An 18,718-nucleotide genomic window follows, 5' to 3' on the forward strand; every position below is an offset into this window, starting at 1 on the left:
CCCCGCCGATGCGTGTGCATCGGCGGGCGAACTATATGCCGTGATTAGGCCGAGAGCTTTGCGCGACCCTTACCGCGGCGGCTCGACAGAATCGCGCGGCCTGCACGGGTACGCATACGCAGACGGAAGCCGTGCTTCTTAGCGCGACGGCGGTTGTTCGGCTGGAAAGTACGCTTGCTCATACTTTGTCTCCTTGATTTTTGCGGTTCGTGCCCTCACGGGTATCGGAACCGTACGCTTCTTGGTGCACGGAGGTACCGCAACTATTCGCAGTAGGCGGTGCACACACAACAGCACAACTTTAGAAGAGTGGAGGGCGTAAATCAAGTTCTTGACGCTTTTTTCCGCGTGATTCCGGGCTCGTTTGCAGTGAGGAGGCGGTGATTGCGGCGGGTGTACAGGCTGTGGAGACGCTACGTGCTCTTGGGACGCAAACCTGGGGATATATACGGCAGTACGGTATTCACCATGGTGCATATCCCATCTAAGCCCCCTACTATCGGCGAGTTATCCACACCCTTGAGCTTTTGGAGTTTTCCGCTAAATATCAGGGAAGAAGACCTGTTATGCACTTAAATCCACCGCTTATCCACTTCTGTAATTACAAGTTTTCCACCGTGTGGAAAACTCTTGTGGATAACTTTCTCTCCCTGTGTATTAAGCGGGTAGAATCTTAATGACCTCGCGGTGGTTTCCGGCATGATTTCTTTACTGCACCACCGCTTCACATCGAGTGAAAGTAAAGAATTCCATGACCGACTCCCTTCAGGCGCGCTGGGCGCATCTGCTCTCCATTCTTGCCGCCGATCCGGCGGTGACGGCACGTCAGCGCGGTTTCGTGAATCTTGCGCAGCCTCAGGGGTTGATGGGTTCTTCTCGCCTCATCATTGAGGTGCCGAATAAGCTCACCCGTGCGGTCTTTGAGGAGCAGATTAGCGCCTCGTTCCGTGCGGCTCTGCACGAGGCATTTGGCCCCTCGACTACCGCGCTTTTCGATGTGAATGAGTCGATGATTCCGGTTGAACCTGCAAGTCAGGACGTTTTCCATGGTGAGCGCGAGGTGCCTGTCGAGCACCAGCCCACCCCTTCGGTAGCGACGGCTTCTGCACATCCTGAGGCGCCCGCCGGTTCGCGCGCTTTTGAGTACTACACCGAGCCGCATCCGGGCCCTGACCACTACGAGGTGCCCGCCGATGAGCAGGTCACCCGCCCCTCCCTGCAGACTTTGGAGGCGGAACGTGCCGGATTCCCCTCCGCGCAGCAGCCGGCGGCTCCTGTTGCGGGTGCGCCGGCGCCTCGCGAGTACCCGGCACCCACTTTCGTTCCGGAGGCCCCGGCGGTACCGGAGGCCCAGCAGGTGCATCCGCATGAAGATCCGGAAAACGCGCCGACTTGGGATAGCTCTGCCCGACTGAACCCGAACTATACCTTCGACACCTTCGTGATTGGTCAGTCCAACCGCTTTGCGCACGCGAGCGCTTTCGCGGTGGCGGAGCAGCCCGGCATTGTCTACAACCCGCTGTTTATCTACGGCGGTTCGGGTCTGGGTAAGACCCACCTGCTGCACGCGATTGGCCATTACACCAAGTATCTGTACCCGAATTTGCGGGTGCGCTACGTGAATTCTGAGGAGTTCACGAATGACTTCATTAACTCAATCCGTGATGATGAGGGTTCGTCGTTCAAGCAGATTTACCGCAATGTTGACGTTCTTCTGATTGACGATATCCAGTTTTTGGCGGGTAAAGAGGCGACGATGGAGGAGTTCTTCCATACGTTTAACGCCCTGTACAACCACCAGAAGCAGATCGTGATTACCTCTGATTTGCCGCCGAAGCAGTTGACCGGTTTTGCTGAGCGTATGCGTTCGCGTTTCGGTTCGGGCCTGAATGTGGATGTGCAGCCTCCGGAGCTGGAGACTCGTATCGCGATTCTGCGGAAGAAGGCTCAGAACGAGATTTTGCCGGTGCGCGATGACGTCATGGAGTACATTGCTTCCCATGTCACGGCCAATATTCGCGAGTTGGAGGGCGCTCTGATTCGTGCGAGCGCTGCCGCCTCGATGAAGAAGCCGCCGGAGCCTATTACCCTGGCTGAAGCTGAGACCTATCTGAAGGATTTGCTCTCTGATACCGGTGGTGCGGAGATTACGTCGGCGCTGGTTTTGGCGACGGTGGCGAAGTATTTTGATGTGTCCATTGAGGATATGCAGTCGAAGTCTCGCACCCGTACGCTCACGAATGCGCGCCAGGTGGCGATGTATCTTTTGCGTGAGCTAACCGAGATGTCCCTGCCGCGTATTGGTAACGATTTGGGCGGCCGCGACCATACGACGGTGATGCACGCGGTGCGTAAGGTGAGCGCGCAAATGGCGGAGCGTCAGACGATTTTCAATCAGGTGACTGAACTGACGAATTTGATCCGCCAAGAGCAGCGCGCCGCCGGCTAGATGTGTTTTTGTTCCTGTCCCGTAGCTTATTTTGCGCCTCGACTAGGTGTTTTATAGGCTTCGGGGCGGGGATTTCAGGCTAAATTCGAGGATTTTAGCGACTCTCAACACTGGATTTTCGGGGTGTGGATAAGCTGTGCTTTAACTCATGCGTTCGTGTGGACGTTAAGTGCATGAATATTCAAAAGGTGTGGAATCGAGGAAATGTATAAATATCCATACACAATGCATCCTCAGCATTGACTGAATTCTTCCACTTAATGTCCACAGGCTACTTCCGCGTCATTGCAGGCAAGGAAGGGGTTTTCCACCGTTTCCACAAGCGTTAATAATACTACTGTACTTAAAGAAAAAATCCTCCCCATAACAAGTAGTTCTGCTCGATCAGCCGAGCTGGTTCAGGTTTTTTGTGTGCCCCTATTGAAAATGTAGATTTTCGCGGATTTGGATCGATAGCTGCATGCTATCTCTTAGGTTGGATTTGAAGGTTGGGTTTGAAGAAGAAACCAACACCGAACCATCACCTAATTCGAACCTGTTTTCGACCGGATTTACTGCGCCTTCCGCCTATCTGTGTAATTACAAAAATACAGCGGCCGCACATGCCTCATCTCACCCGATTTTTCGCTGCAGGATCGACCTTCGAGTCTCTGTGTAATTACAAAATCCGGTAGGATGGATAGACGCGCGCGCGGAAGATTCACTGCGCATCAGAGCACGCGGTATTTCCGGCTCTATCGTCCAAAGCTTTACGTGCGCCCAAAGACTATTCTCTATTTCCGTGAAAGGCGCCTTCTCGATGAAATTCACCGTTGAACGCGATGTCCTTGCCGAAGCAGTCGGCTGGACGGCACGCTCACTTCCGCTGCGTCCCACCTCCCCCGTACTCAACGGTCTGCTGATTACCGCCTCCGCAGGTGAGGTCAGCATCGCAAGCTTCGATCACGAGACCAGCGCCCGCCAGGTCATTGCAGCCGATGTTGAAGCAGAAGGCGTTTGCCTGGTTCCCGGCAAGATCCTGGCAGAAATTTGCCGCTCCCTGCCGAACGCACCCGTCGAGTTCACCGCAGATGAGTCCGTGATTCGTATTCACTGCCGTTCCGCTAACTTCCAGCTGGCTGGTATGCCGGTCGTGGACTACCCCGAGCTTCCTGAGCTTCCCGAAATTTCCGGTACCGTGGACGGTGCCGAATTCGCTGAAGCCGTCAAGCAGGTTCAGATTGCGGTGTCCAAGGATGAGACCCTGCCGCTGCTGACCGGTATCCGCGTTGAAATCAATGGCGACACCATGACCCTGCTCGCCACCGACCGCTACCGCCTGGCAATGCGCGAGATTAAATGGAACCCGCGTAACCCCGATGTTCAGGCGGCTGTGCTGCTGAAGGCTAAGACCGTCTCTGAGGTCGGTAGCACCCTCTCCGGTTCCGGTGAACTGTCTATCGCCCTGCCCGCCGCCGGTGAGCTGATCGGCTTCGCAGCGGGTACCCGCCGCACCACCAGCGTCCTGATGGACGGCGACTACCCCAACATCCGTGCCCTGTTCCCCGAGCAGACCCCGATTCACGCGGTGGTTCGCACCTCCGACCTGGCTGAGGCTGCTCGCCGTATCTCCCTCGTGGCGGAGCGCAACACTCCCCTGCGTCTGAAGTTCACTCAGGGTTCGGTCGCTATTGACGCCGGCCGCGGGGATGAGGCTCAGGCTTCCGAGACTCTGCAGGCGCACCTGTCCGGTGATGACATCACCGTTGCATACAACCCCGCCTACCTTTCGGACGGTTTGAAGGTTTTCGGTACTGAGTTCGTTCGTTTCTCCTTCACCGATGCGCCGAAGCCCGCCGTGATTTCCGGTCAGGACGAGCCGCTGGCTGAAGACGACCGCAACTACCGTTACCTGCTGATGCCGGTTCGCCTGCCGTCGAACTAGTTTCAGTGTTTGCCGCCCCGCACGTCTTTCGGTGCCCTATGCATCGTGGGTATGTGCGGGGTTGCGCTGTTTTTTTCTGCGCTCATCCGTGCGGAAAAACCACAGTATTTTGGCCCGCGCACTGTGCCCGCCAGCTGGCGCTGTGAACCCCTGCGACCCCGTATGTGAAACCCCGTGAAAGGAGCTGCTCCGGTGTATATCGACCATATTTCGTTGTTGGATTACCGCACGTACGCTCTGCTGAGCCTGCCTCTTTCGGCGGGAGTTACGGTGTTTCTGGGGTCGAATGGTGTGGGTAAAACCAATATTGTTGAGGCGATTGACTATGCGGCGTCGCTCTCTTCGCACCGAGTGAGCCATGACGGGCCGCTGGTTCGGGCGGGTGCTTCACGCGCCTATATTCGCACCCGTACGGTGCGCGGTTCGCAGCAGACGGTGACCGAGTTTGAGATTGCTCCGGGGCAGAGTAACCGGGTGCGCATTAATCGTGCCGCGCCGGTGCGCGCCAAGGAAGCGCTGGGTATTGCCCGCACGGTGCTGTTTTCCCCGGAGGATCTGCAATTGGTGAAGGGGGATCCCGCCGGTCGTCGTCGTTTTGTGGACGATTTGGCGAGCTCTTTGCGTCCGGTGGTTTCCGGGTACCGTAGCGAGTATGAGCGGATTTTGCGGCAGCGTAATTCGTTGCTGAAATCCATGCAGCGTAAGGCTCGGGACGAGAACGCCTTGAGCACGCTCTCGGTATGGGATGAGCAGCTGTCGACTCTGGGTGCTCAGCTGCTTTCTGCGCGTTTTCGTTTGTTGCAGCGTTTTTTGCCGCAGCTTCGCCGCGCCTACGCGGGGCTGACGGATGGCTCTAAAGAGGTCGGTTTCAATTATGAGTCGACTGTTTTTTCGAGCATGGGTGAACGCTCTATCGAGCATGCGGCGCTGATGCGCATTGAGGACCTCAAGGAGGCTTTGATGCGCGGTTTTGCGGAGCGTCGGCGCGATGAGATTGAGCGCGGCGTGACTTTGGTGGGTCCGCATCGTGAGGATATTACCCTGTTGCTCGGTGGCATGCCGGTGAAGCATTTTGCCTCGCACGGCGAGAGCTGGTCTTTTGCGCTGGCGCTGAAGTTGGCGTCCTGGTTCGTGCATGTTGAGGATGATTCCTCGGCGGGTTCTTCGCCGATTCTGATTCTTGATGATGTGTTCGCGGAGCTTGATTCTGCGCGCCGCCACCGCCTGGGTGCGATGATTGCCGACGCGGAGCAGGTGTTGATTACCTGCGCGGTGCTCAGCGATATTCCGGAGGAGCTGGGCGACTACCGCCTAGTGTCGGTGACGGCGGGGCGCGCCGAGTATGTGCCGTCCGCCGCCGACTCTGTCACTGGCTCTGCGGGGCAGTCGAGCTCGACCGCTTCTGCGCTCGCGGAAGGTGGCGGCGATGAGTAATCCCGTCTACCCTCAAAACCATGTTTCACGTGAAACATTCGGTGAATTCGCGGAACCGCAGTTTGCGGAGCCTCAAAACCCGCGCGAGGTTGACGGCGTGGGTGAGTTCTACCGTGACGAGGTGGATGCCCCCTCCGCCCTGCTGACCCGCATGCGAGTGGCGGCTCAAGAGCGCGGCGAGGCGCCCCTCAATGCCTTCTCTGCGAACAAAATCATGCGTGACTTCGGTGCGGTCATGTCTGGAACCGCCTCGAAGAAGAAATCACGGCGAGCGCAGGGCTGGGACCCCCGCGTGATGGGCGGCTATAGCGGCCCCGGAGAGAGTTCTCGTGATCCCAAACCCCTTGGCGGCATCGTCAGCGCTCTGATCCGTTCTCGCGGCTGGAAAGAGCCCGTGGCGGTCTCTAGCGTGCTGGCTCGCTGGGCTGAGCTCGTGGGCCCTGAAATTGCGGCGCACACCCGCCCCATCAGCTTCGAAAATTCCATTGTTGAAGTCCAGTGCGACTCTACCGCCTGGACGACTCAGTTGCGCCTGATGCACGGGCACCTCATCGAACTTTTCCGCCGTGAACTGGGTGATGGTGTCGTGGCTCAGGTTCGCGTGCTGGGTCCGAACAACGGACGCTGGAATCAGCGAGGCTATCGGCGTGCCACCGGTATGCGCGGGGTACGCGACACCTACGGGTAGGCGTATCATGTTACCGCTTTGCAGCACCTTTGACGGGAAAACTGAGATTTTGGGGCACGTTGCATAAAACGTGCCCCTTTTCTGCTCCTCATGATTTTCTGCACGCTATGAAAGCTTTAGAATCGCCGGCAATCCCCACGAAGTGGTGAACCGTATCCCCTACCTCAAAAGGGGGTTGAGGCACTCTAAGCCGCCTTAGCGGGCTTTTGAGCGGGTGGTAGTGCCCAAAAAAGCTCAATATGTGACGCTTGTAGATGGTTTTATGCTCTCTTGCTCGGTAAAATAAAAGAGACAATGCGTAAAGTGTGCCCACCTATGGGTACCACCGGCACCGCGGGTTGTGCAGGCACTTTCTTGTGCCCTCTGTGAGGTGTTCTAGGGTCCGCTCTTGGCTGCCCGTAGCTTTCCTTCGCCGGTTGCATCATCTACTCAAGGAGTTCTGCCTCGTGGCATCTGAACAGAATGCATCTGAACAGCAGCATGAATACGGTGCATCCGATATTACCGTGCTGGAAGGTCTGGAAGCGGTTCGTAAGCGCCCCGGCATGTACATTGGCTCGACCACTGAGCGCGGTCTGCACCACCTGGTCTACGAGGTTGTAGATAACTCGGTCGACGAAGCGCTCGCCGGCTACGCCTCCAAGATTGACGTGACCATCCAGGCTGATGGTGCTGTTCGCGTAGAGGATGACGGCCGCGGTATTCCCGTGGATGAGCACCCCACCGAGCACAAGTCCACCGTTGAGGTTGTCATGACCGTGCTGCACGCTGGCGGTAAGTTCGGTGGCGGCGGCTACTCCGTTTCCGGTGGTCTGCACGGTGTGGGTATCTCCGTGGTGAACGCGCTGTCCACCCGCGTGATTACTGAGGTGCACCGCCAGGGTTACGCATGGCATATTTCTTTCTCCAACGGTGGTGTGCCGGATGGTCCCCTGCGCAAGGGTGAACCGTCCGATAAGACCGGTACCATTCAGACTTTCTACCCGGACCCAGAGATTTTCGAGACCGTCGAGTTCGACTTTGAGACTCTGCGCGCGCGTTTCCAGCAGATGGCGTTCCTGAACAAGGGCCTGACCATCACCCTGACCGATGAGCGTGAGAAGTTCGTCGGTGACGAGGTTGCTGAAGAGAGCGAGAAGAAGGAAAACATCCTCAACCGCGTGCGCGCGAACGCTGATGGTTTCATGACCGTCACCTACCGTTACGACAACGGTCTGTTCGACTACGTACACTTCCTCAACGCAGGCGCGAAGACCATCGTGAACGAGGAGATTGTCTCCTTCGAAGCCGAAGACACTGAGCGCAATATGAGCCTGGAAGTGGCGATGCAGTGGACCGGTGCCTACAAGGAATCCGTCTACTCGTACGCGAACACGATTAACACCCACGAGGGCGGTACTCACGAAGAGGGTTTCCGTGCCGCTCTGACCTCACTGGTGAACCGTTACGCGCGTGAGAACAAGCTGCTGCGCGATAAGGACGATAACCTCACCGGTGAAGACGTGCGTGAGGGCCTGACCGCGGTGATTTCGATTAAGATTTCCGAGCCGCAGTTCGAGGGTCAGACCAAGACCAAGCTGGGTAACTCGGAGGCTAAGTCCTTCACCCAGCGTGAGGTGAACGACCACCTTGGCGACTGGTTCGGTCGTAACCCCGCGGTGGCGAAGGATATTGTGCGCCGCGCAATCACTGCCGCTCAGGCGCGTATTGCAGCCCGTAAGGCACGCGAGACGACCCGCCGTAAGGGCCTGCTGGAGACCAGCTCCATGCCCGGTAAGCTCAAGGACTGCTCCTCGAAGGACCCGTCGATCTCTGAGATTTACCTGGTGGAGGGTGACTCCGCGGGTGGTTCGGCTGTTCAGGGTCGCAACCCGAACACTCAGGCTATTCTGCCGCTGCGCGGTAAGATCCTGAACGTTGAGCGCGCCCGTCTGGATCGAGCCCTGTCCGATGCCGAGATTCAGGCGATGATTACCGCTTTTGGTACCGGCATCGGTGATGACTTCGATATTGAGAAGGCACGCTACCACAAGATCGTTCTGATGGCGGACGCGGACGTTGACGGCCAGCACATTACGACTCTGTTGCTGACTCTGCTCTTCCGCTTCATGCGTCCGCTGATTGAGGCTGGCTACGTGTATCTGGCTCAGCCGCCGCTGTACCGCATCAAGTGGTCGAACGCCCCGCACGACTACGTGTACTCGGACGCTGAGCGTGATGAGGCTCTGGCTCGTGGTGCTGCGAAGAACCTGCGCCTGCCCAAGGATAACGGTATTCAGCGTTACAAGGGTCTGGGCGAGATGGACTACACCGAGCTGTGGGACACCACCATGGATCCGGCTCGTCGTACCCTGCTTCAGGTGAAGATGGAGGATGCAGCTGCTGCTGACCAGATCTTCTCTGTTCTGATGGGCGAGGACGTTGAGGCTCGCCGTGAGTTTATCCAGCAGAACGCCAAGGACATTCGATTCCTCGATATCTAGCCCGAAACGGCATATGCCCCGTATGGAATATGTCAAATGAGCTATATAGCCGAGCGAGTCATTGAGGAATGAGAAAGTAATGAGCGAAGAACAGCAGAATAAATCCGCTGAGGTTGACGTAGTCAGCAACGGTGGCGCTGAAAATGTAGACCACCACGGTCACATTGAACAGGTGGACCTGCAGACCGAAATGCAGCGTTCCTACCTGGACTACGCAATGGCGGTTATTATTGGCCGCGCCCTGCCGGATGTGCGTGACGGCCTCAAGCCTGTGCACCGCCGCGTGATTTACGCGATGTACGACGGCGGCTACCGCCCGGACCGATCCTTCAATAAGTGCGCCCGCGTGGTTGGCGATGTGATGGGTCAGTTCCACCCCCACGGCGATAGCGCTATCTACCATACCCTGGTGCGTTTGATTCAGAGCTGGATTATGCGTTACCCGCTGGCTCTGGGTCAGGGTAACTTCGGCTCCCCCGGTAACGACGGTGCCGCAGCGCCTCGATACACCGAGACCAAGATGGCTCCCATTGCCCTTGAGATGGTGCGTGACATCAACGAAGACACCGTTGATTTCCAGCCCAACTACGACGGCAAGTCCCTGGAGCCGACCGTTCTGCCCGCGCGCATCCCGAACCTGTTGGTCAACGGTTCTTCGGGTATTGCTGTGGGTATGGCGACCAATATTCCGCCGCATAACCTGCGTGAGGTTGCCGAGGGCGTGGAGTGGTTCCTGAAGAATCCGCACGCCACCAATGAGGAGCTGCTGAACGCTCTGATGGCGCGCATTAAGGGCCCGGACTTCCCGACCGGCGCGCAGATTCTGGGTACCAAGGGCATTGAGGATGCGTACCGCACCGGCCGTGGCTCTATCACAATGCGCGCGGTGGTCAACGTGGAGGAAATCCACGGTCGTACCTGCCTGGTGGTGACCGAGCTGCCGTACCAGGCGAACCCGGATAACCTGGCGATTAAGATTGCTGAGCTCATCAAGGACGGTAAGGTTACCGGCATCGCCGATCTGCGCGATGAGACCTCGGGTCGTACCGGTCAGCGTCTGGTGATTGTGCTCAAGCGCGATGCTTCCCCGAAGGTCGTGCTGAACAACCTGTACAAGCACACCCAGCTGCAGGAGAACTTCTCCGCAAACATGCTCGCCATTGTAGATGGCGTGCCGCGCACCCTGTCCCTGGACGCGTTTGTGCGCCACTGGGTGGATCACCAGATGGACGTTATCGTTCGTCGTACCCGTTACCGTCTGCGTCAGGCGGAGGAAGAGGCACACATCCTGCGTGGCCTGCTGAAGGCTCTGGACGCTCTGGATGAGGTTATTGCCCTGATTCGCCGCTCCCCCACTGCTGATGAGGCGCGTAGCGGCCTGATGGAGTTCCTGCAGATTGATGAGGCTCAGGCTCAGGCAATTCTGAACATGCAGCTACGTCGTCTGGCTGCTTTGGAGCGTCAGAAGATTCAGGATCGCCACGATGAGCTGATGCGCATGATCGCTGAGTACAACGCGATTATTGCTTCGGAGACTCGCCAGCGCGAGATTATCTCTGAGGAGCTGGGTGAGATTGTGAACCGCTACGGCGATGAGCGTCGCACCCAGATTATGTACGGCTACAACGGCGACATGTCCATGGAAGACCTCATCCCCGAGGAAGAGGTCGTGGTCACGATTACTCGCGGCGGCTACATTAAGCGCACCCGAAGTGATCAGTACCGTAGCCAGCACCGCGGCGGTAAGGGCATTAAGGGTGCCTCGCTACGCGGTGATGACGTGGTGGAACACTTCTTTGTGACCACTACGCACAGCTGGATTCTGTTCTTCACGAACCTGGGTCGCGTGTACCGTGCGAAGGGTTACGAGCTGCAGGAGGCCGGTCGTGACGCGAAGGGTCAGCACATTGCGAACCTGCTGGAGTTCCAGGGCGGTGAGCATATTGCTCAGGTCATGGAGCTGAAGAGCTATGAGGATGCTGAGTACCTGGTGCTTGCTACTCGCGGCGGCATGGTGAAGAAGAGCCGCCTGAGCGATTACGATACGAACCGTACTGCCGGCCTGATTGCGATTAACCTGCGTGAGGGCGATGAGGTTGTTTCGGCGTTCACCGTTTCGGATAAGGACGATATTCTGCTGGTGTCGCGTAACGGTATGTCGCTGCGCTTCCACGCTGATGATGCGTCGTTGCGCCCGATGGGTCGTTCGACCTCCGGTGTGACCGGTATGAAGTTCCGTGAGGGCGATGAGCTGATTTCTGCGAATGTGGTTACTGAGGGCTCCTTCGTCTTCGTGGTCACTGAGGGTGGTTACGCGAAGCGTACGAGCGTGGATGAGTACCGCGTGCAGGGCCGTAACGGCTTCGGCATTAAGGTTGCTAAGCTAGTTGAGGATCGTGGCGCCCTGGTGGGTGGCCTCATCGTGGACGAAGAGGACGAGGTGCTGGTGGTTATGGCCAGTGGCAAGGTCGTTCGTTCGAACGTGAATGAGGTTCCTGCGAAGGGACGCGATACTATGGGTGTTATCTTTGCAAAGCCCGGTAAGGGCGATTCTATTATTGGTGTTGCACGCAACCAGGATCGTCAGCTGGATGATAGCGACGATGAAACCACTGAGAACACCGAGGCTTCGGAGTCTTCTGAGGCGCCCGGTACGGACAACGAGGGTGAAGCGGCGGCTGCCGATCTCACCGCTACTGGAGGTAACTAATGAGCAGCACTCCCGCGAGCTCCTCTCCTGCGTCGGCACAGCGTTCGGCGTCGGCTGGCGCATCTAAGTCTTCGGGCGCGGCTAAGGCTGGCGCGCGTCGCCCGGCTCAGTCGCGTTCGGGCCAGGCTCGTCCTGGCGGTACCGCTAAGCGTCCTGCCGGCAAGCGCCCTGTAAACGCTAAGCGTCCGACCGGTTCACGCCGTCAGTTGGTGCGTCCGGCGCCGCGTTCGAAGATTCGTCGCGCGCGTCTGGTGGTTCAGAAGGTTGATACGTGGTCGGTTGCTAAGCTAATCTTCCTGCTGTCTATTGCCTTGGGCATCGTGACCGTCGTGGCTTCGGTGATTCTCTGGCTGTTCCTGCAGGCTTCTGGCGCGTTTACCGGTGTGAACCAGCTGATTAGCTCTCTGGGTACCGGTTCGACCACTGTGGATATTTCGCAGATGATTTCGCTGGGTCAGGTTGCTTTGGTGACTACTATTTTTGCTGTGGTCAACACTGTGGTCTTTACTCTGCTGGGTATGATTGGCGCGATTCTGTACAACCTGGCTGCGAAGCTGGTTGGTGGCGTGACCTTGACTCTGAGTGATGAGTCCTAGTTTGTAGCTTTTTGAGCTTTGTGTGCGGGCGGTTCTGTCTCTGGTGGAGGCGGTGCCGCCCGTTCTGCATGCCGCCTGTTTTGCGTGCATGGGAACCCACGGTATCAAAATGTGATGCAGAACATGCTTTTTCGATTTGGTGTTACCTGCAAACACCTGTATAGTTATATCTCGTTCTACGGAAGAAATTCCGCAGAAGGAGGGCGTATAGCTCAGACGGTTAGAGCGCTTCGCTGATAACGAAGAGGTCCCAAGTTCGATTCTTGGTACGCCCACTCCACACTATGAAAGGCAATAATGAAGAAATTATTGATTCTTGCTGTTCTTTCGTGTGTCACTGTGATGGTCTTGAAAAAGTATCAGAGCAATGAAGTCGTGAAGGCTTGGAAAAATAACTAAACAGTGGTTTCCGCTGAGACGGGGGCGTGGCGCAATTGGTAGCGCATCTGCTTTGCAAGCAGAGGGTTAGGGGTTCGAGTCCCCTCGCCTCCACTTTCCGGTGATTATAGCAAGAGGGAAACGCCTGGTTCCATTCCGAACCCAGAAGCTAAGACTCTTCGCGCCGATGGTACTGCACTTTTGTGGGTGTGGGAGAGTAGGTCATCGCCGGTTTATTTTTGAAAAAGGCCCCGTATCGAAAGATATGGGGTCTTTTGTTGTATTCGCCAAAGTTGTTGTATCTGCTGATGTGATGCGGGGGAATAGGTGCGAATACCTCGCGAAGCTGATGTGCTGCGTGCGCCGCGGGTATAGATTCAATTCTTCGTGATATTCGAATGCGCACGGCTGTAGGAAACCCCTACTGTGGAGAATGTGCTCCGCAGAAAGCCCCGCGCCGTAAAACCCACAGGAGTATCCCGTGTAGGTAGCTTGGTGACCCAAATGAGGTCTGAATAATAAAGGTGTGTCACAAAAAGAAAGCTGGGAGGTTCCTGAAAGTGAACACTTGGTGAACACACTTTAGCCTCTTGATGGATATAATCACCCCTCTCCCCCACGCCTACGCTTAAGCCACATAAAACAACTTAAGTATTCTGTCGGGTGCACCTGTTTTTCCGCGGAATATCGGGAGAGTTTCCCCTGAAATATGGGCTCTATAGTAAAACCCTCACGGAAACCCGCTCAATACTGTGGGTTTATCTGTTATTTCGTGTTAATTCGGAATACTTTAGATTTCGCGAAAACCGACAGATAATTTTCTTGTGACTACAGAACTCATTATTCTCGTGATCGTGGTGCTGACCGCGCTCGCCTTCGACTTTACGAATGGCTTCCACGACACCGGTAACGCGATGGCAACCTCCATTGCAACCGGTGCGCTGAAGCCTAAGACCGCCGTGGCGCTGTCTGCGTCCCTGAACCTCGTCGGCGCGTTCCTCTCTGTTGAGGTGGCACGCTCGGTCGGTAGCGGCATCGTGAACCTGGATCGTATCGATGTAACAACGGACGGCCCGGCGCTGATGCTTATCGTCTTTACTGGCCTGGTTGGCGGCATCCTCTGGAACGTTTTGACCTGGCTTCTGGGTCTTCCCTCCTCCTCGTCGCACGCTCTGTTTGGTGGCCTGATTGGTTCGGCTATTGTCGCGATCGGCTTTGACGGCGTGCAGTGGATGGGCGTTCTGTCCAAGATTATTGTTCCCGCGGTCCTCTCCCCCGTCATTGCGGCTATTGTGGCGGCAACCGGCACTTGGCTGGTCTACCGTATTGCTGCCCCGGTGGCTGATGACCGTAAGCACGGCGGCTTCCGTAAGGGACAGGTTGCGACCGCATCCCTGATGTCTCTGGCGCACGGTACTAACGACGCGCAGAAGACCATGGGCGTGATCTTCCTGGCTCTGGTTGCTTCGGGTACCCTGAGCAACGATGACGCGATTCCCTTCTGGGTGAAGGCTTCCTGCGCGCTTGCTATTGCGCTGGGTACTTACCTGGGCGGTTGGCGTATTATCCGCACCCTCGGTAAGGGCATCGTTGAGGTGGACACCCCGCAGGGCGTTGCCGCTGACGGTGCATCTGCTGCGATTATTCTGACCTCTTCCCATTTCGGTATGGCTCTGTCGACCACTCACGTGGCGTCCGGTTCGATTCTGGGTAGTGGCCTGGGCCGTAAGGGTGCTGAGGTGCGCTGGTCTGTTGCTGGCCGCATGGTGGTTGCTTGGCTGATTACTCTGCCGGCTGCCGCGATTGTGGGTGCTCTGACCTGGCTGATTGGTCACGGCCTGAATGCTCTGACCGGTACCCAGTTCATTGGCGAAATGACCGTGTTCGCTTTGTTGGTAGTCTTCTGCTTCCTGATGTGGCGTCATTCCCAGAAGGACAACATTGACGCTTCGAACGTGACTGGCGACTGGGATGAAAAGGAAGGCGCTGCAGTCACCAGCGCTGAGGCATCCGCAGAAGCCCAGACCCTTGCTACTGAGAAGGCAGGTTCGTAGTCGTGGAATATCTGATTGACATTGTGAACAAGGTTATTCCGGTGCTGATTGCCGGTTTGTTCTTTGGTGCGGGCCTTCCGGCGCTCTATGCGCTGGGTCTGCGTATGCTGGCTGGTCGTACCGAGTACACCGCGGACGGCAAGCTGGTTGAAATTGAGCCTCCGGGAACGGCGGCGAAGATTGCTGCGTTCTGCATTTTTGCTATTATCGTAGCAATCGTAATCATCGGTATTCTCTGGGTCGCTAAGGACTTTATCGACCACACTTTCGGCTGGAATATCTTCGGCGTAACCGGTGGAGGCCACTAATCCCGTGAACACTAAATTGCATATAATGACTGCTTCGAAGGAGGGGCTCGATGCCTGATAAGAGCATGATCTCTCGAGTAATCGACTGGCTGAGCGTCGGGTATCCCAAGGATGTTCCGGTGCAGGACCGCGCGGCAGTGATGGCTATTTTGAAGATGCGTCTGACCGATGAGCAGCTGCAGGAAGTTGTTCGCCAGCTCATGCAGTCTCGTGCTGCTCGTGGCGAGGCGTACGTGAGCGACCAGCGCATTAACGAGTACATTCGTCGAGTGGTGGATCATACCCCGACCCCGCAGGATATTGACCGCGTCGCTAAGATTCTGGGTGCGCACGGCTTCCTGATTGCGGAGAACCACGTGAACGAGGACGCTGAGCCTACGGCTGGCGGTACCGAGTACGTGACCTACGATGATCCGACGACCGGCGAGATCCGTATTGCTGAGTTGGCTGCTGAATCGGCTAATATTCCGGCTCCGAACGCTACGGCTGCGCAGGATAACTAAATAGCCTGCGGTGAGAGTTGAGAGCTCTCATGAAGTTTGTGACCTATGGGGTGGACTGAGTCCACCCCATAGGTTTTCTTTATGCCCTTCGAATGATGTGTAGCGGGTTGTCGGCATGCGCATAGGTGCGGGCGGTATTCTAGAGGGACTTCACTCCCCTCAAACCGTTGGTGGGCTTTGCGCTCGCCCTGCATCATGGAGATTCTGTGTCTTCTTCCCCTTCTTTGGAACCCGAGAACTCTCACATTCCCGATACTTCTACCCGGGAAGCCTCTCAGGGCTTTTCTGAGGCGGTATCCGTTGCCGCTGAGGAATCTATTACTAAGACTCCATCTATCCGCGTCGATGCCGCTAAAGACGCTATTGTTGGGCAGGCGCGCCGCCTCGTGGTGCCTCGCCGTTCCCTGCTTCTGACCGGCGGCGTGGTTGCTGCCGTAGGGGTGCTTGCGGCGATGCCGCAGATTGCTGCCACCGGTGTGCTGGGCGAGGATGCGGCGGCGGTGGTTTCAAACGAGAAGCTGCTGGCACGCCGTGAGCGTCTGGTTCGCAAGAATATTGATACCCGCTACCTGAAGATTGAGTCGCTGGGGCGTATCTATGTGGGTAAGGGGCGTAGTGAACAGGATTTGCGTTTGGTGGGTTCTTTCTCCCTCACGGAGGCGGCACAGGCCGATTTGGCGGCGGCGGCTACGGCTCTGACTAATCTGTCCGTTTACGGTTCTTTGCACCGGCTGAGCGTCACCTACGGTGGCGTGGACTCGGCGGATGACCCGCAGAACGTTGCCAACACCGCTACGGATGCGCCGGTGGGCCCGCTGCGTGTGAACGAATCGGCGATCCTGAAGGAAGAACAGTGGCTGAAGGTGCTGACCGCTAACGCAGCGCTGGGAACTAATGCGAGCTACGCCCAGGTGGGGCTGCTTGCGGATGAGCTGCGCCTGAACGCCGTGGTGATTGATGAGAACTATGATTCCCTGTTGAAGCGCTTCCGTGCGTTGGCTGAGCTGGATTTGAAGAACGAGCAGGTGCAGCAGATTCACTTGAATATTCAGCTGGCTCCGGAGAAGGCACTGAGCCTGCCCTCGGGTGCGCAGTCGAAGATTTCGGTGAGTGTTGCCGAGTCTTCGCGTGTGGCGACGGTCGCTGATGTGTTGTCGAAGGCCGCCACGAAGAAGGAACTGAAGACTTTGGCGTCGTTCTCGCTGGTGTGGAATGCTCGTGAAAAGTACCCCTCAGCGAGCCAGTGGGATGCGTTCAAGCTGGGCTTCACGGCTCCTGAGTCGAAGGAGGAGTCCGCGAAGGAGGCGCAACGTACCGCGATTCGTAAATATCTGCAGGAAGTGAGTGGCCCCCTGCAGGCGATTTCGAAGCGGGAGGCGACAGTACCGGGTGAGGTGATTACCTAAACCCTTCAGAGGTGTGATGGGTCTAACTAAAAAAATGCGCCTGAGGATTTGGTGAAGCCGCAAAAGGTGTTATAGACTAGTAGAGCACCGCGGGGGCGTGGCGCAATTGGTAGCGCATCTGCTTTGCAAGCAGAGGGTTAGGGGTTCGAGTCCCCTCGCCTCCACTTTCCGGTGATTATAGCAAGAGGGAAACGCCTGGTTCCATTCCGAACCCAGAAGCTAAGACTCTTCGCGCCGATGGTACTGCACTTTTGTGGGTGTGGGAGAGTAGGTCATCGCCGGTTTATTTTTGAACCGAGAACCCCATGTCGAAAGACATGGGGTTCTTTGTATATCCGGGTATGTCAGGGAAATACCGCAGGGTGCATCCGGGGAGATCCAGTGCTCTATCTGTAGCATCTGTAGCGCCTCCTATCTCCCTTTCCCCTAAAAAAGAACAAATAATAGCCGCCCACCAGAGTAAAACTAGAGTAAAACTCTGGCGGGCGGCTATCTTACATAAAGCGCTCTCTTACGCCGCTAGCGGCGCCTCAGAAAGCTATCTCAGAACGCTTTAGAGAAGAAAAAGCGGGGAATAGCGCTTATGCGTTCTTCCAGGGGTCCTCCACGGGACGAGCTGCGTTGTAGGCTGCGGCACCTGCAACACCCAGAGCAACCAGCAGGCCCAGGAATGCCAGGCCCTTGCGGGGGCGCTTGCCGCCGTTACGCTCAATACGAGCCAGTTCCTTCTCAGCGGCACGAACAGTCTTTGCGGTAGCCTTACGAGCCTTCTTTAGAGCCTTCTTGTTGCCGGTCAGCTTCTCAGCGAACATCTCAGCGGTCTTGCCTTCCAGCGCGGACTCAACAGCAGCCAGAGAAGAGACAATAGCCTGAGCCTTAGCAGCCTTGCGTGCCTTACGCTTCTTGCAGCAGAACATGGGGTGACCTCCATCGGTTGAAATGCGCCAGCAGCCAGAAAACGCCGCCGCGCGCGTAGTGTTCACCTCTCAGGATATTCAATTCCCGCCCAAAAAGCCCGCCCAACGGTGCGCCCGGGGCGAAAAAACATGTTAGATGGCGAATGAGCGCCGCCCCGTGCCACAATAGAGCCATGACTAATGCAACTGCTAAGGCAACTATCCACACTAACTACGGTGACATCGTCGTCGAGCTCTTCGGCAACCACGCACCGCTGACTGTTGAGAACTTCATCGGCCTCGCTGACGGCTCCCGTCAGTGGAAGCACCCCCGCACCGGTGAAATCATGAACACCCCCCTGTACAAGGACGTCGTGTTCCACCGCATCATCAAGGACTTCATGATTCAGGGTGGTGACCCCCTGGGCATGGGCGTTGGTGGCCCCGGCTACCAGTTCAAGGACGAGATTCACCCCGAGCTCTCCTTCTCCAAGCCCTACCTGCTGGCAATGGCTAACGCAGGCCCCGGCACCAACGGTTCTCAGTTCTTCATCACCACCGTTGAGACCCCCTGGCTGAACGGTCGCCACACCATCTTCGGTGAGGTTACCGACGAGGCATCCAAGAAGGTTGTTGACGCTATTGAGGGCGTTGAGACCGGCTTCCAGGACCGCCCGGTCAAGGACGTTGTCATCTCCTCGATCGACATCGAAAAGCTCTAATAAACCCCATCAGAAGGCTCATACGAGCATTCTGCTGAAGGTGTTGAGAAAACACGTATAGTTCAGGGGCCCGCCAGGATTCTTCCGGTGGGCCCCTGCGCTTATACGCCCACGCGCGCCGTCCCCGCACACCACCCCGGTTGATCCGGTACACACCCCATGGAGGT

14 protein-coding genes, 3 tRNA genes and 2 rRNA genes are annotated in these 18,718 nt (G+C 56.9%); 17 read left to right on the forward strand and 2 right to left on the reverse strand.

Going from position 1 to position 18,718, the window contains the following annotated elements:
• Window positions 1-44 precede the first annotated feature (44 nt).
• Window positions 45-182, reverse strand: coding sequence for a 50S ribosomal protein L34 (gene rpmH, locus HMPREF2999_RS00110; RefSeq protein ID WP_005504094.1), 138 nt, complete (start codon window positions 180-182; stop codon window positions 45-47).
• A 569-nt stretch (window positions 183-751) separates the two neighbouring features.
• Between rpmH and dnaA the strand changes: the two genes are divergently transcribed.
• The 16 genes from dnaA (at window position 752) to rrf (HMPREF2999_RS00190) (ending at window position 17,217) form a co-directional block, all read left to right on the forward strand.
• Window positions 752-2,449 carry a chromosomal replication initiator protein DnaA gene (gene dnaA, locus HMPREF2999_RS00115; protein ID WP_070674160.1) on the forward strand — a complete coding sequence of 566 codons (1,698 nt, stop codon included), beginning with the start codon at window positions 752-754 and terminating at the stop codon, window positions 2,447-2,449.
• A 799-nt stretch (window positions 2,450-3,248) separates the two neighbouring features.
• Window positions 3,249-4,373, forward strand: a complete 1,125-nt coding sequence (gene dnaN, locus HMPREF2999_RS00120; RefSeq protein ID WP_049349951.1) for a DNA polymerase III subunit beta — start codon at window positions 3,249-3,251, stop codon at window positions 4,371-4,373.
• Between the two features lie 192 nt (window positions 4,374-4,565).
• Window positions 4,566-5,807, forward strand: coding sequence for a DNA replication/repair protein RecF (gene recF / locus HMPREF2999_RS00125; RefSeq protein WP_070674163.1), 1,242 nt, complete (start codon window positions 4,566-4,568; stop codon window positions 5,805-5,807).
• Entirely contained in the window at window positions 5,800-6,495 is a 696-nt protein-coding gene (locus HMPREF2999_RS00130; protein ID WP_070674165.1) for a DciA family protein, read from the forward strand. Before recF ends, HMPREF2999_RS00130 begins: the two co-directional genes overlap by 8 nt.
• A gap of 446 nt (window positions 6,496-6,941) precedes the next feature.
• Complete coding sequence (gene gyrB / locus HMPREF2999_RS00135; protein WP_070674168.1) at window positions 6,942-8,978, forward strand: DNA topoisomerase (ATP-hydrolyzing) subunit B; 2,037 nt, start codon at window positions 6,942-6,944, stop codon at window positions 8,976-8,978.
• Between the two features lie 79 nt (window positions 8,979-9,057).
• Entirely contained in the window at window positions 9,058-11,688 is a 2,631-nt protein-coding gene (gene gyrA / locus HMPREF2999_RS00140) for a DNA gyrase subunit A (protein WP_070674171.1), read from the forward strand.
• On the forward strand, window positions 11,688-12,284 hold the full coding sequence (locus HMPREF2999_RS00145; protein ID WP_005504108.1) for a DUF3566 domain-containing protein: 597 nt from the start codon (window positions 11,688-11,690) through the stop codon (window positions 12,282-12,284). The genes gyrA and HMPREF2999_RS00145 overlap by 1 nt, the downstream gene beginning before the upstream one ends.
• A 201-nt stretch (window positions 12,285-12,485) precedes the next feature.
• A tRNA-Ile gene (locus HMPREF2999_RS00150) sits at window positions 12,486-12,559 on the forward strand.
• Window positions 12,560-12,703: 144 nt separating this feature from the next.
• Window positions 12,704-12,776 (forward strand) — tRNA-Ala (locus HMPREF2999_RS00155).
• 3 nt (window positions 12,777-12,779) lie between these two features.
• Window positions 12,780-12,896: ribosomal RNA gene (gene rrf / locus HMPREF2999_RS00160) — 5S ribosomal RNA — on the forward strand.
• A gap of 590 nt (window positions 12,897-13,486) precedes the next feature.
• Window positions 13,487-14,716, forward strand: a complete 1,230-nt coding sequence (locus HMPREF2999_RS00165; RefSeq protein ID WP_005504110.1) for an inorganic phosphate transporter — start codon at window positions 13,487-13,489, stop codon at window positions 14,714-14,716.
• 2 nt (window positions 14,717-14,718) lie between these two features.
• Window positions 14,719-15,024 carry a hypothetical protein gene (locus tag HMPREF2999_RS00170; RefSeq protein ID WP_005504112.1) on the forward strand — a complete coding sequence of 102 codons (306 nt, stop codon included), beginning with the start codon at window positions 14,719-14,721 and terminating at the stop codon, window positions 15,022-15,024.
• 50 nt (window positions 15,025-15,074) lie between these two features.
• Complete coding sequence (locus HMPREF2999_RS00175) at window positions 15,075-15,527, forward strand: DUF3349 domain-containing protein (protein ID WP_049337595.1); 453 nt, start codon at window positions 15,075-15,077, stop codon at window positions 15,525-15,527.
• Window positions 15,528-15,733: 206 nt separating this feature from the next.
• The gene (locus tag HMPREF2999_RS00180; protein WP_246823045.1) at window positions 15,734-16,933 is read left to right on the forward strand and encodes an acetamidase; all 1,200 of its coding nucleotides are present in this window, start codon (window positions 15,734-15,736) and stop codon (window positions 16,931-16,933) included.
• A gap of 91 nt (window positions 16,934-17,024) precedes the next feature.
• Window positions 17,025-17,097 (forward strand) — tRNA-Ala (locus tag HMPREF2999_RS00185).
• A 3-nt stretch (window positions 17,098-17,100) separates the two neighbouring features.
• Window positions 17,101-17,217, forward strand: a 5S ribosomal RNA gene (gene rrf / locus HMPREF2999_RS00190).
• A gap of 297 nt (window positions 17,218-17,514) precedes the next feature.
• Here rrf (HMPREF2999_RS00190) and HMPREF2999_RS00195 read toward each other — a convergent pair.
• Entirely contained in the window at window positions 17,515-17,850 is a 336-nt protein-coding gene (locus tag HMPREF2999_RS00195) for a hypothetical protein (protein WP_005504118.1), read from the reverse strand.
• Window positions 17,851-18,023: 173 nt separating this feature from the next.
• On the opposite strand from HMPREF2999_RS00195, the gene HMPREF2999_RS00200 reads away from it, so the two are divergent.
• On the forward strand, window positions 18,024-18,551 hold the full coding sequence (locus HMPREF2999_RS00200) for a peptidylprolyl isomerase (RefSeq protein WP_005508008.1): 528 nt from the start codon (window positions 18,024-18,026) through the stop codon (window positions 18,549-18,551).
• Window positions 18,552-18,718 lie beyond the last annotated feature (167 nt).

This window comes from Rothia sp. HMSC066H02 (genome assembly GCF_001814995.1).
In the GTDB taxonomy this organism is placed as follows: Bacteria; Actinomycetota; Actinomycetes; order Actinomycetales; family Micrococcaceae; genus Rothia; species Rothia mucilaginosa.

Coding starts and splice junctions, on each gene's coding strand:
- HMPREF2999_RS00175 (WP_049337595.1), top strand. CDS start 15,075: ATGCCTGATAAGAGCATGATCTCTCGAGTAATCGACTGGCTGAGCGTC.
- HMPREF2999_RS00200 (WP_005508008.1), top strand. CDS start 18,024: ATGACTAATGCAACTGCTAAGGCAACTATCCACACTAACTACGGTGAC.
- HMPREF2999_RS00195 (WP_005504118.1), bottom strand. CDS start 17,850: ATGTTCTGCTGCAAGAAGCGTAAGGCACGCAAGGCTGCTAAGGCTCAG.
- HMPREF2999_RS00145 (WP_005504108.1), top strand. CDS start 11,688: ATGAGCAGCACTCCCGCGAGCTCCTCTCCTGCGTCGGCACAGCGTTCG.
- rpmH (WP_005504094.1), bottom strand. CDS start 182: ATGAGCAAGCGTACTTTCCAGCCGAACAACCGCCGTCGCGCTAAGAAG.
- HMPREF2999_RS00130 (WP_070674165.1), top strand. CDS start 5,800: ATGAGTAATCCCGTCTACCCTCAAAACCATGTTTCACGTGAAACATTC.
- dnaN (WP_049349951.1), top strand. CDS start 3,249: ATGAAATTCACCGTTGAACGCGATGTCCTTGCCGAAGCAGTCGGCTGG.
- gyrA (WP_070674171.1), top strand. CDS start 9,058: ATGAGCGAAGAACAGCAGAATAAATCCGCTGAGGTTGACGTAGTCAGC.
- dnaA (WP_070674160.1), top strand. CDS start 752: ATGACCGACTCCCTTCAGGCGCGCTGGGCGCATCTGCTCTCCATTCTT.